Origin of the sequence: Alcanivorax hongdengensis A-11-3, assembly GCF_000300995.1 — a bacterium.
Classification (GTDB): domain Bacteria; phylum Pseudomonadota; class Gammaproteobacteria; order Pseudomonadales; family Alcanivoracaceae; genus Alcanivorax; species Alcanivorax hongdengensis.
Map to the genome: position 1 here is coordinate 234,604 of NZ_AMRJ01000001.1, position 13,572 is coordinate 248,175.

9 protein-coding genes are annotated in these 13,572 nt (G+C 62.4%); 8 read left to right on the forward strand and 1 reads right to left on the reverse strand.

Translation table 11 applies throughout. From position 1 onward, the window contains the following. The first annotated feature begins 2 nt into the window (after positions 1-2). Positions 3-1,049 (forward strand): sulfate/molybdate ABC transporter ATP-binding protein, encoded by a 1,047-nt coding sequence (locus A11A3_RS01020; protein WP_008927395.1) that lies wholly within the window; start codon positions 3-5, stop codon positions 1,047-1,049. Between the two features lie 5 nt (positions 1,050-1,054). Here A11A3_RS01020 and A11A3_RS01025 read toward each other — a convergent pair whose 3' ends face one another. Continuing rightward, positions 1,055-1,888, reverse strand: a complete 834-nt coding sequence (locus A11A3_RS01025) for a patatin-like phospholipase family protein (RefSeq protein ID WP_008927396.1) — start codon at positions 1,886-1,888, stop codon at positions 1,055-1,057. Positions 1,889-2,154: 266 nt separating this feature from the next. Between A11A3_RS01025 and atzF the strand changes: the two genes are divergently transcribed. From atzF to urtD, 7 genes are all read left to right on the forward strand, one after another. Continuing rightward, positions 2,155-3,939, forward strand: a complete 1,785-nt coding sequence (gene atzF / locus A11A3_RS01030) for an allophanate hydrolase (protein ID WP_008927397.1) — start codon at positions 2,155-2,157, stop codon at positions 3,937-3,939. Positions 3,940-3,990: 51 nt separating this feature from the next. Then, the gene (gene uca / locus A11A3_RS01035; protein WP_008927398.1) at positions 3,991-7,614 is read left to right on the forward strand and encodes an urea carboxylase; all 3,624 of its coding nucleotides are present in this window, start codon (positions 3,991-3,993) and stop codon (positions 7,612-7,614) included. 33 nt (positions 7,615-7,647) lie between these two features. Next, positions 7,648-8,349: a GntR family transcriptional regulator gene (locus tag A11A3_RS01040; RefSeq protein WP_008927399.1), complete on the forward strand. Its 702-nt coding sequence runs from the start codon at positions 7,648-7,650 to the stop codon at positions 8,347-8,349. A 120-nt stretch (positions 8,350-8,469) separates the two neighbouring features. Next, on the forward strand, positions 8,470-9,771 hold the full coding sequence (gene urtA, locus A11A3_RS01045) for an urea ABC transporter substrate-binding protein (protein ID WP_008927400.1): 1,302 nt from the start codon (positions 8,470-8,472) through the stop codon (positions 9,769-9,771). Positions 9,772-9,894: 123 nt separating this feature from the next. Continuing rightward, positions 9,895-11,550 carry an urea ABC transporter permease subunit UrtB gene (gene urtB / locus A11A3_RS01050; RefSeq protein WP_008927401.1) on the forward strand — a complete coding sequence of 552 codons (1,656 nt, stop codon included), beginning with the start codon at positions 9,895-9,897 and terminating at the stop codon, positions 11,548-11,550. Between the two features lie 3 nt (positions 11,551-11,553). Continuing rightward, positions 11,554-12,699, forward strand: a complete 1,146-nt coding sequence (gene urtC / locus A11A3_RS01055) for an urea ABC transporter permease subunit UrtC (RefSeq protein WP_008927402.1) — start codon at positions 11,554-11,556, stop codon at positions 12,697-12,699. Continuing rightward, positions 12,686-13,525: an urea ABC transporter ATP-binding protein UrtD gene (gene urtD / locus A11A3_RS01060; RefSeq protein WP_008927403.1), complete on the forward strand. Its 840-nt coding sequence runs from the start codon at positions 12,686-12,688 to the stop codon at positions 13,523-13,525. Before urtC ends, urtD begins: the two co-directional genes overlap by 14 nt. Positions 13,526-13,572: the final 47 nt, after the last annotated feature.

Consider the following 13,572-nt stretch of genomic DNA (forward strand, 5'->3'; position numbering starts at 1 on the left):
ACATGAGTATTGAAGTTCGTCATCTCAGCAAACATTTTGGTGCCTTTCAGGCGCTCGACAATATCTCTCTGGGTTTTCCCAGCGGTGAACTGGTTGCCCTCCTCGGACCATCCGGGTGCGGCAAAACCACGCTACTTCGCATCATTGCCGGCCTGGAATATGCCGATAGTGGGCAAGTCCTTTTTCACGGCGAGGATTCCACTGGCAAACATGTACGCGACCGCAATGTGGGTTTCGTCTTCCAACATTATGCCCTGTTCCGCCACATGACCGTTTTCGACAACGTTGCCTTTGGTCTGAGTGTACGCCCTCGGAGCCTGCGCCCCTCCAAGGCTGACATTGCCAGACGGGTTCATGAATTACTGGAACTGGTACAACTTGATTGGCTGGCCGACCGTTATCCGGACCAGCTCTCCGGTGGTCAGCGGCAGCGCATCGCCCTGGCTCGCGCACTGGCAGTGGAACCACGGGTACTGTTGCTAGACGAACCCTTTGGCGCGCTGGACGCCAAAGTACGCAAGGATCTTCGCCAGTGGCTACGACGGCTGCATGACGAGCTACACATCACCTCTATCTTCGTCACCCACGATCAGGAAGAAGCCATGGAAGTCGCCGACCGTATCGTGGTTATCCATCAAGGGCGAATCGAGCAAATTGGAACGCCCGATGAAATACAGCAGCAATCTGCATCACCCTTCGTCTGTGAATTTATTGGTCAAACCAATCGTTTCGAAGGCAACATTAAAGATGGCTGGGCGGACTTCGGTGACTTCAGGCTCGAAACACCGCCACGTCTGCAAGAATCAGCGAAATTGGCCGGCTACGTGCGTCCACACGAAATAACGCTACACAACCAGGCATCAGACAATTCTATTCCTGTCACGGTGGCATCTCTCAAACGTCTCGGCCCGATTATCCGGCTTGGTCTGGTCTCCACATCGGGACAGGACATCCATGTAGAGCTGGCTTCACAACAGCTTCCCAAAGATACGGAGGTCGGCGCCAGGCTGTTTGCCACCCCCATACAGGCCCAGCTGTTTGCCGTATAGCCCACTTAGAGGATTGTAGCCATTATCTGCTGCCCGGCCTGACGTCCCTGCTCATAGCCCCGCGCCAGCCTGGCCCCATCGGTGGTTAACCGCCGCACTGGAAAGTCCTCGTCCGGTGCCACTACCCGCACCCGGCAATCCGGCGGCGGCGAGGCGATGAAATCCAGCGAGGCATTGTAGACATGGGCCCGGCGGCGCATGGCGTGATAGACACCCGGCGCATCCTTCATGAAAGGCCGCAACAGTGGCGCCAGCGAATCCGGCCGCTTGCGATACCCCTGCGGGCGGGACAGCACCACGGTAATGTCCCGGGCCCCTTGCCGGTAGGCCCATTGCACCGGGATGGAATCGGCCAGCCCGCCATCGGTCATGGCCTGGCCTTCCACCGCCGGGTAGCCCCGGTAGGCCAGCGGAATCGAGCAGGAGGCGGTGACCAGATGATCGAGATTGTCCGGCCGGGCCCGGAAGTAACAGGGGGATCCATCCCGTGCCGAGGTGGTCACCACCCACAGCGGAATCTCGCCCTGCCAGTGGCGCTCCAGACTCAGGGGGACCTCCTTGAGGGACTGGTGCCACAGCCAGTGCACGTCGCACAGGTGGCCACCGCTGGCAAAGCGTTTCCAGTTGATGAAATCCGGCCGGCAGGCGTGGTCGGTGATGATGCGGCGACTGCGGCCGTGATCGCCGGCCAGGTAGCCAATCAGGTTGGTGGAACCGGCTGACACGCCCACGGCAAAATCGAAACCGCGGTGTCCGCTTTCCAGAAAGGCATCCAGAACGCCGGCGGCAAAGATGCCGCGCATGGCGCCGCCCTCCACCACCAGTGCGCGCCGTGACATAAACACTCCAATAACATTTGTATATAACCCAATATTGCACAGCACCAGCGAGGTTGCCATCGCGTCAGCCTATCACTGCCATATGCACTGCATCGGCGCAGGCGCCCTGCCTTGGCGCACGGCAGCCTGCCAGCCGGGCACCGTCCACCGCGGCAAGCCGCCCACAAACCCAATAAATAACAAATAGTTAGCACCAAACCGGAAAGCTGGCACCGGCTTTGCACTTCCAGGCATACCAACTTGTGTACAACCAGGTGTGCTAACGAATGATTGGCTGGACTCTTCAACAATGGCAGGCGGCCTACCGCAGCGGTGAGATCACCCCGGTACAGGCCATGAAACAACTGGCGACGCACCTGCATGACAGCGAGCGCGCCCTGTGGATTCACCTGCTTGATGAAGCCAGCCTGGTGAAACAGGCCGAAGTACTCACCGATCTGTCCCTGCCGCTTTACGGTATTCCCTTTGCGGTGAAGGACAACATCGACGTGGCCGGCCTGCCCACCACGGCCGCCTGCCCGGATTTTGCCTACATCGCCGAGGCCGACGCCGGTGCCGTACGTCTACTGCGCGAAGCCGGCGCTATCGTGGTGGGCAAGACCAACCTGGACCAGTTCGCCACCGGCCTGGTGGGAACCCGCTCGCCCTACGGCGAAGTGCCCAACCCGTTCAACAGCGATTACATCAGCGGCGGCTCCAGTTCCGGCTCCGCCGCCGCCGTCAGCCTGGGCCTGGTGCCGTTTGCGCTGGGCACCGACACCGCCGGCTCCGGCCGGGTGCCGGCGGCCTTTACCAATACCGTGGGCCTCAAGCCCACCCGTGGAGCCATCAGTACCCGGGGCGTGGTGCCGGCCTGCCGTACCCTGGACTGTGTGTCGATCTTTGCCCTCAACGTGGACGATGCCCGCACCCTCTATCAACGCCTCGGCCAGTTCGACCCGACCGACGCCTTCAGCCGCCCGGCACCGGACCGGCTGGCCACCAGCCTGCCGGCCCGCCCCCGCCTGGGTATTCCCAAAGATCTGCCCTGGTTCGGCGACAGCCAGGCAAAAGCCCTGTGGGAAAAACAGCTGACGCAACTGGCGGATCTTGCCGAGCTGGTGGAGCTGGACACCATGGTGTTGCAGGACACCGCCGCCCTGCTCTACCAGGGCCCCTGGGTGGCCGAGCGCTTTACTGTCACCGAGTCACTGCTGAAGGAAACACCCAACGCCTGCCTGCCGGTGATCCGCGACATTCTCGAACCCGCCGCCACTCTCAGTGCCGCCGACACCTTCCGCGCCCAGTACCAGCTGGCCGAACTCAAGCGTCAGGCGGACGCCCTGATGGCCAGTGTCGATGCACTGGTGGTGCCCACCGCCCCGGGCATCCATACCCGCGCGGCAGTCAGCGATGATCCGATCACGCTCAACAGCCAGCTGGGCACCTGGACCAACTTCGTCAATCTGCTGGACCTGTGCGCCCTGGCCCTGCCCGGTGGCTTCCGTGACGACGGCCTGCCCGGCGGCTTCACCCTGATTGCCCCGGCCTGGCAGGACCTGGCGCTGACCGAGTTCGCCGGCCGCTGGCAACAACAACAGCCCTGGACCGCCGGCGCCACTGGCCAGCCGCTAGCGCCGCCGGCGCCGGTTGCCCGCATCCTGGATGACGACGACACCATCACCGTGGCGGTGGTTGGCGCCCACCTGTCGGGCATGCCGCTCAACAGCCAGCTCACCGAACGCCACGCCGTGCTGCTGGAGGCCACCCGCACGGCACCCTGCTATCGCCTCTATGCGCTGGCCAACACCACGCCGCCCAAGCCCGGACTGATCCGCGATGACGCCGCCGGCGACAGCATTCTGATCGAACTGTGGCAGATGCCGATGGCGAACTTCGGCAGCTTCGTCAGCCTGATTCCGGCACCGCTGGGCATCGGCAGCCTGGAGACCGAGGACGGTCGCTGGGTGAAGGGCTTCATCTGTGAACCCTGGGCCATTGCCTCCGCCACCGAAGTGACCGCCCTGGGGGGCTGGCGGGCCTACATTGCGCAACGCAACAACGCCAGCTGAATTGCCGCGACACCTGCAACACGCCATGAGAGACACCGAGGAGACAGAGAAATGTTACGCAAAGTCCTGATCGCCAACCGGGGAGAAATCGCGGTACGCATCTGCCGCACCCTGAAAGACATGGGCATTGCCTCGGTGGCGGTCTACTCCGACGCCGACCGCAACAGCCAGCACGTCAGCGCCGCCGACCAGGCGGTGGCACTGGGCGGGCAGACCGCGGCGGACAGCTACCTGAAAGCGGAGCGGATTCTGCAAGCGGCCAAAGACACCGGCGCCGACGGTATCATCCCCGGCTACGGCTTCCTGTCGGAAAACGCCGATTTTGCCGAGGCCTGTGATGCCGCCGGCATTGCCTTTGTGGGCCCCACCCCGGACCAGTTGCGCCAGTTCGGCCTCAAGCATGAAGCGCGAGCCATCGCCGAGCAGGCCGGCGTGCCGCTGGCCCCCGGCACCGACCTGCTGCAAAGCCTGGATGACGCCAAAACCGCGGCGGCGCGGATCGGCTATCCGATCATGCTGAAAAGCACCGCCGGCGGTGGCGGCATCGGTCTGTCGCGCTGCAACAGCGAAGCGGAACTGGTGGCCGCGTTTGAATCCGTGAAACGCCTGGGCGAAAGCTTCTTCTCCGACAGCGGCGTGTTTATCGAACGCTTCGTGGCCCGTGCCCGCCACGTGGAAGTGCAGATTTTCGGTGACGGCAACGGCAGGGTACTGGCCCTGGGCGAGCGCGAATGTTCCCTGCAACGGCGCAACCAGAAAGTGGTGGAAGAAACCCCGGCCCCCAACCTGCCCCAGGCCACCCGCGAAAAACTGCACGCCAGCGCCGTGCGCCTGGGCGAGGCGGTGAACTACCGCTCCGCCGGCACGGTGGAATATATCTATGACGACGAGCGCGACGAATTCTATTTCCTGGAGGTGAACACCCGCCTGCAGGTGGAGCACGGTGTCACCGAAGCGGTGTTCGGGGTGGACCTGGTCAACTGGATGGTATCCCTGGCCGGCGGTCAGCGTCCGCCGCTGGATAGCGACTACACCAGCCAGGGTGCGGCCATGGAAGTGCGCATCTACGCCGAGGATGCGCTGAAGGATTTTCAGCCCAGCCCCGGTGAGCTCACCGAAGTCTCGTTCCCGGACAACATCCGCCTGGACGGCTGGGTGGATACCGGCACCGTGGTCAGCCCGCACTACGACCCCATGCTGGCCAAGGTCATCGTTCATGGCCGCGACCGTGCCGAGGCGCTGGAGAAGATGCAGACCGCGCTGGCCGAAACCCGGCTGTCAGGCATCGCCACCAACCTGGATTACCTGCGTCAGATTTTGCGCGACGACAACGTCATCGCCGGCACCGTCTCCACCCGTTACCTGGAAACCTTTGCCTATACCCCATCGGCCGTCGAGATTGTCGAGCCGGGCACCTACACCACGGTGCAGGATTACCCCGGCCGGGTCGGTTACTGGGATATCGGCGTGCCACCCTCCGGCCCCATGGATGACTTTGCCTTCCGCCTGGCCAACCGGGTGGTGGGCAACCACAGTGGCGCCGCCGCCCTGGAAGCCACCCTGGTGGGCCCCAGCCTCAAATTCCACTGCGACACCGTCATCGCGCTCACCGGCGCCCATTGCGAGGCCAGCCTGGATGATGTGCCGGTGGCCTTCTGGCAACCGGTCAGTGTCAAGGCCGGCCAGACCCTGGTCACCGGCAAGGTGGACAGCGGCTGTCGCACCTATATTGCCGTGCGCAACGGCATCGACGTGCCCGACTACCTGGGCAGCAAATCCACCTTCGTGCTTGGCCAGTTCGGTGGCCACGGCGGGCGCACCCTGCGCAAGGGTGATGTGCTGGCCATCTGCCAGCCACAACTGGCCGGCTGCCCGACGCCGGCCCCGGTGGCCGACCCGCATGCGGTGGCCGACAACCTGATTCCCGACTATCCCCAGCACTGGGACATCAAGGTACTGTACGGCCCCCATGGCGCGCCGGACTTCTTCCGTGACGCGGCCATGGAAGAATTCTTCCAGGCCGACTGGCAGGTGCACTACAACTCCAACCGTCTGGGCATTCGCCTGGTGGGCCCGAAACCCAGCTGGACCCGCACCGACGGCGGCGAAGCCGGCCTGCACCCCTCCAACGTGCACGACAACGAATACGCCATCGGCTCGATCAACTTCACCGGCGACTTCCCCGTGATCCTCACCAAGGATGGCCCCAGCCTGGGCGGCTTTGTCTGCCCGGTGACCATCGCCAAGGCCGAACTCTGGAAGGTCGGCCAGCTCAAACCCGGTGACAGCATCCGCTTCTCGCCGATCAGCTTTGCCCAGGCCCGGGCCCTGGAAGATGCCCAGGATGCCTCGGTGGAAACCCTGGGCCGGATTCCCGTGGTGCAGCCGGAACTGGCTGACCACAGCGGCGCCTTCACCTCGCAAACCATGCTGGCCGAGCGCGATGCCGACGGACACATGCCGCGCATCGTCTACCGCCAGGCCGGCGACAAATACATCCTGATCGAGTACGGCGATAACGTGCTGGACCTGGCCCTGCGCATGCGCGTGCATGCCTTGATGGAAAGCCTCAAACGCGACCCGGTGGACGGCATTCTGGAACTGTCGCCGGGGGTGCGCAGCCTGCAGGTGCACTACGATTCCCGCCGGCTGGCCCAGGAGGATCTGGTAGAGACCTTGCTGGCCCGGGAAAACACCATCGGCAGTGTCGATGACATGGTGGTCACCTCCCGCGTGTTGCACCTGCCCATGGCGTTTGAAGACAGCGCCACCCTGGACGCGGTGAAACGCTACCAGGAAACCATCCGCCACGACGCGCCCTGGCTGCCCAGCAACGTGGAATTCATTCGCCGTATCAACGGCCTGGATAACATCGACCAGGTCCGCGATACGGTGTTCAGCGCCAGCTATCTGGTACTGGGCCTGGGCGATGTCTACCTGGGCGCGCCCTGTGCCGTGCCCATTGATCCTCGCCACCGCCTGATGACCTCCAAGTACAACCCGGCGCGAACCTTCACCGCCGAAGGCACGGTGGGTATCGGCGGTGTCTACATGTGCATCTACGGCATGGATTCCCCCGGCGGCTACCAGCTGGTCGGCCGCACCCTGCCAATCTGGAACAAGCACCTGAAGAACCCGCAGTTCAAGGATGGTGAACCCTGGCTGCTGAAGTTCTTCGACCAGGTGCGCTACTACCCGGTCAGTGAAGAAAAGCTCACCGAGATGCGTGAAGCCTTCCGCCACGGCCACCTGCAGGTGGAGGTCACCGAAGAGCCGTTCAGCCTGGCCGAGCACCGTCAGTTCCTGGAAGACAACGCGGACAGCATCACCGCCTTCAACCAAAAACGCGATGCCGCCTTCCGCGAGGAAGTGGCGCGCTGGCAGGACGAGGACGCCGCCATCGAATCCGCCCTGATGGGCAGCAAAGCGGACATCGGCGAGGTGGACGGCCACCTGATCAGCGCCGAGATCAGCGGCAATGTCTGGAAGCTGCTGGTGGAAGAAGGCGCCCAGGTCAGCGAAGGCCAGCCCCTGGTGATCGTGGAAGCCATGAAGATGGAATTCGAAATCACCGCCAGTGTGGCCGGCACGGTCACCGGCCTGCACTGCCAGCCCGGCGCCATCATCAATGCCGGCGACCCGGTGGTGGTGATCGACACCGGCAACGCCGCCTGACGGCGACCGGCAAGCCCGAGGTGAGGTAACCGCATGAATGCACGCGCAAAGAAAACGGAAAATCTGGCGGAACGGATTTACCTGGCACTCAAGCAGGACATCTTCGATTTCCGCCTGATGCCCGGCGACCGCTTCAGCGAGAACGAAGTGGCCGAGCGCGTCGGTGCTTCCCGTACACCGGTTCGCGAAGCGCTGTTCCGTCTGCAACGCGAAGGCTATGTGGATGTTCTCTATCGCAGCGGCTGGCAGGTCAAGCCATTCGACTTCAAGTATTTCGAAGAGCTCTACGACGTGCGCACCATTCTGGAATGCGCCGCGGTGCGCAAGCTGTGCGAACAACAGGACGAGCTCAGCAATCTTGATGATCTGGTGGCCACCTGGTGCCTGCCGGTGGCCCAGCGGCTCAGCGACGGTGTCACCGTCAGCGGCCTGGACGAGCGCTTCCATACCCGGCTGGTGGAAGCCGCCGGCAACCACGAAATGGCACGCATCCACCACGACCTTACCGAACGGCTGCGCATCATCCGCCGGCTGGATTTCACCAAGCCACCGCGCATCGAGGCCACCTACAACGAACACCAGGCGGTGCTGGAGGCGATCCTGCACCGCCGGGTGGAACAGGCACAGATTTTATTACGGGCTCACATTGAAGAGTCCCGCAACGAGGTACGGAAAATCACCGTTCACATGTTGCACGAGGCACGAATGAGCAGCCAGCAGGCTGCCAACCATTAGTTCAGGGAACGCTGCATCACCACGCAGCTTTGCACGGCTGAGCCCGATTGGGTTCGAGGACAGGGACGAGGCAGGCCCGCAAGGGCCTACAAACACCAAGGTAATGCAAGGGGAAACACCATGACGTTCAAACGTTCCATGAAAAAAATGGCCGCAGGCATTGTTGCCTCCAGCGCCATCTTCTACAGCGGTGCGGTAATGGCCGCCGATACCATCAAGGTGGGTGTGCTCCACTCACTGTCCGGCACCATGGCAATCAGTGAATCCACCCTCAAGGACACCGTGCTGATGCTCATCAAGGAGCAGAATGCCAAAGGTGGCGTGATGGGCAAGAAACTGGAACCGGTCGTTGTGGATCCGGCCTCCAACTGGCCGTTGTTCGCGGAGAAGGCCCGTGAGCTGATCACCAAGGACAAGGTTGACGTGATCTTCGGCTGCTGGACCTCGGTCTCCCGCAAATCGGTACTGCCGGTGGTGGAAGAACTCAACGGCCTGCTGTTCTACCCGGTACAATATGAAGGCGAAGAGTCCTCCAAGAATGTCTTCTACACCGGTGCCGCGCCGAACCAGCAAGCCATCCCGGCGGTGGACTACCTGCTCAACGACCTGGGTGTGAAGCGCTTTGTGCTGGCCGGTACCGACTACGTGTATCCGCGTACCACCAACAAGATTCTGGAAGCCTACCTGAAATCCAAGGGCATTCCCGATGAAGACATCATGATCAACTACACGCCGTTCGGTTACTCCGACTGGCAGTCCATCGTCAGCAACATCAAGGACTTTGGCAGCCAGGGCAAGAAAACCGCCGTGGTCTCCACCATCAATGGCGATGCCAACGTGCCCTTCTACAAGGAACTGGCCAACCAGGGCGTAAAAGCGGAAGACATTCCGGTGGTGGCCTTCTCCGTGGGTGAGGAAGAACTGTCCGGCATCGACACCGGCCCGCTGGTCGGCCACCTGGCCGCCTGGAACTACTTTGAAAGTGTCGATACCGAAGCCAACGAGAAGTTCATCGACGAATGGCACCAGTACACCGGTAACGACAAGCGCGTGACCAACGATCCCATGGAAGCGACCTACATCGGCTTCAACATGTGGGTAAAAGCCGTAGAGAAAGCCAAGTCCACCGATACCGACAAGGTCGCCAAGGCCATGATCGGCATGGAAACCCCCAACCTCACCGGCGGCATGGCGGTGATGAACAAGAACCACCATCTCTCCAAGCCGGTACTGATCGGCGAGATCCAGGACGATGGTCAGTTCTCCGTGGTCTGGCAGACCGACGGCCTGGTGAAAGGCGATGCCTGGTCTGACTTCCTGCCCGGCTCCAAGGACCTGATCTCCGACTGGACCGCGCCGATCAACTGCGGCAACTACAACGTGAAAACCAAAACCTGCGGCGGCCAGGCCGCTGCCGAATAAACCACCCGCAACTTGCTCCGGGCGCCAGGCGCCCGGGGCCTTTACCGGTTTTCACTGCGTGTTGAAAAGCGTCCGCACGCGCTCGTTTTTCAACACTCAGCCCATTGTTTGAAGGAGCCCGCCATGGGTCACCGTATCTGCCGCCTGGCCTTTGCCCTGTTACTGCCCTGGTTGTGCAGCCTTGCCTGGGCCGAGGCGCCAAAGAACAGCACCACCATCGAGTCGGCCACCACTGCCGACCCGGCGCCCAGGGACCTGCACACGATCCTGCAACCGCTGACCGAACGCAGCTTCGACAAGAAGGAAGCCGCCATTCGCCAGCTGGCCGAGCAGGACAGCCCACGGGTGGTACCGCTACTCAACGCCCTGATGGACCGCGACCTGCTGCACTGGAAAGATCAGGATCGCATTGTGCTGGGCAAGAAAGTCGACGGCGACTGGCAACTGTATGATCCGGTGACCGAGCAACCGCTGGCCCGGGTCGGCCGTCGCGATGCCCGGGCAGTGGTCATCAACAACCACCTGCGTACCGTGATCAACAACCAGCTGGCCCTGCGCAGCCTCAACAGTAAAAACAGCGACGAGCGCTACCAGGCCGCCAATCAGCTGATCGGCAACCTGGACCCGGACATGCTCGCCGCCCTGTCGCAGCGTCGTGAGGTGGAAACCCGCAGCCGGGTGCTGGATGAAATCACCACCGCCCTTAACATTGCCGCGCTGCACAGCGACGACCTGACCACTCGCCTCAACGCCATCGACGCGCTGGGCAGCGACCTGCACCCGACGGTAAAAAACACCCTCAACCAGGTACTCCGTCAAAGCGACAGCGAGGTGGAAAAAGCGGCCGCACGGAAATCCATTGATCGTATCGAAGCGCGCATCGAACGTTTCCAGACCGCCGACACCATTTTCTTCGGCCTTAGCCTGGGCTCGGTGCTGCTTCTCGCTGCCATCGGCCTGGCCATTACCTTTGGTGTCATGGGGGTGATCAACATGGCCCATGGCGAGCTGATCATGCTGGGGGCCTATACCACCTATGTGGTGCAGCAACTGCTGCCCGACAGCCATGAGTGGTCGCTGATCATCGCCATCCCGGCGGCGTTTCTGGTGTCCGGCCTGGTCGGCATCCTGATCGAGCGATTCGTGATTCGTTATCTCTATGGCCGACCGCTGGAAACCCTGCTGGCCACCTTCGGTGTCAGCTTGATTCTGCAGCAGGCCGTGCGGGTCATCTTCTCGCCGTTGAACCGTACCGTGGTCACGCCGGACTGGATGAGCGGCGCCTGGCAGATCAACCCGGTGTTCTCGCTGACCTTCAACCGGCTCTACATCATCTTCTTTGCCCTGACCGTGTTCCTGGCCCTGCTCACCCTGCTGAAGAAAACCCGGCTGGGCCTGCAGGTGCGCGCGGTCAGCCAGAACCGCAATACCGCCCGCGCCCTGGGTATCCGCAGCGAACGGGTCAACGCCCTGACCTTCGGGCTCGGCTCCGGCATTGCCGGCATCGCCGGGGTGGCCCTGGCACAGCTCACCAACGTGGGCCCCAACCTGGGTCAGAGCTACATCATCGACTCGTTCATGGTGGTGGTGTTCGGTGGTGTCGGCAACCTGTGGGGCACGCTCACCGCCGCTTTCGGCCTGGGCATTGCCAACAAGTTCCTGGAGCCGGTGGCTGGCGCCGTACTCGCCAAGATTGTCGTGCTGGTCTTCATCATCCTGTTCATTCAGCGCAAACCCCGCGGGCTGTTCCCGCAACGTGGCCGGGCAGCGGAGGAATAAACCATGCGTCACTCAACCTTCAAGACCGCACTCACCGACCGCACGGCCAGACATTTCATCGGCGTACTGTTCGCCGCCACCCTGCTGGCCGTCCTGTGCAACCAGTTGTTCCCGGCGGACTCGGCCCTGCATGTCAGTTCCTACACCATCACCCTGATGGGCAAGTACCTGTGTTATGCCCTGCTGGCCCTGGCACTGGATCTGGTATGGGGCTACTGCGGCATTCTCAGCCTGGGCCATGGCGCCTTCTTCGCCCTGGGCGGCTATGCCATGGGCATGTATCTGATGCGCCAGATCGGTGATCGCGGCGTCTACGGCAATCCGACCCTGCCGGACTTCATGGTCTTTCTGAACTGGAAGGAGCTGCCCTGGTACTGGCATGGCGTCGATCATTTCTGGTTTGCCGCCCTCCTGATTCTGCTGGTGCCCGGTCTGCTGGCTTTCGTGTTCGGCTGGCTGGCGTTTCGCTCGCGGGTCACCGGCGTCTATCTGTCGATCATCACCCAGGCGCTCACCTATGCGCTGATGCTGGCGTTCTTCCGTAACGAGCTGGGCTTCGGCGGCAACAACGGTCTCACCGACTTCAAGGATCTGCTCGGCTTTTCCCTGCAGGCGGACAGCACCCGGGTAGGCCTGCTGATTGCCAGCGCCGTGGCCCTGGCCGTGGCCTTCGTGCTGTGTCGCTGGATCACCGGCAGCAAACTGGGCCGGGTGGTACTGGCAGTGCGCGATGCGGAATCCCGCGCCCGCTTTGTCGGCTACCGCACCGAGCACTACAAGCTTTGGGTATTCACGGTGAGCGCCATTCTGGCCGGCATTGCCGGGGCGCTGTATGTGCCCCAGGTGGGCATCATCAACCCCGGTGAATTCTCGCCGCTCAATTCCATCGAGCTGGTGGTGTGGGTGGCCGTGGGCGGTCGTGCCACGCTCTACGGCGCGGTCATCGGCGCCATTGTGGTCAACTACGGCAAGACCGTGTTCACCGGCCTGATGCCGGAAGCCTGGCTATTCGCCCTCGGCGGTCTGTTCGTGCTGGTCACCGTCTTCATGCCCCAGGGCCTCACCGGCGTGGTGCAACAGAACTGGCCAAAACTGAAAGCCCGGCTAAGCCGCAACACCGACCAGGAGACGAGCAATGACTGCGCTTGATTCCCTGCGGGAAACCTTCCGCCGCGACCAGGTATTCGACTTCATGCGCCAGGGCACCCGGCCGGTACTGCCCGGCCAGGTGGACGCCGGCAAGAACATCCTTTATCTGGAAGACATCACCGTCAGCTTCGATGGCTTCAAGGCCCTCAATGATCTGACGCTCTACATCAAGACCGGCGAGCTGCGCTGCATCATCGGCCCCAACGGTGCCGGCAAGTCCACCATGATGGACGTGATCACCGGCAAGACCCGGCCGGACAGTGGTACCTGCTTTTTCGGCCAGACCCTGGACCTGACGCGCATGAGCGAAACCGATATCGCCACCGCCGGCATCGGCCGCAAGTTCCAGAAGCCCACCGTCTTCCCGGAACATACTGCCTTCGAAAATCTGGAGCTGGCCATGAACGCGCCCAAGGGCGCCTGGCATTCGCTGTTCAGCCAGCTCAGCGGTGAGCAGCGCGACTGGATCGAACAGACGCTGGCCACCGTGGGCCTGCTGGATGATCGCGACAAGGTCGCCGGCCTGCTTTCCCACGGCCAGAAGCAGTGGCTGGAAATCGGCATGGTACTGATGCAGAAACCCCAGCTGCTGCTGGTGGACGAACCCATTGCCGGCATGACCCGCCAGGAAGTGGAACGCACCGGCGAACTGCTCAAAAGCCTGGCCGGTGAACATTCGGTGGTGGTGGTGGAACACGACATGGAGTTCATCCGCTCCATTGCCAGTACCGTCACCGTGCTGCATCAGGGCAGCGTGCTGGCCGAGGGCACCATGCAACAAGTGCAGAATGATCCGAAGGTAATTGAAGTCTACCTGGGCGAATAATCGACCACTGCAGGAGCTTGCCTGCAAGCGAAGAGGCTTGGTTCGCG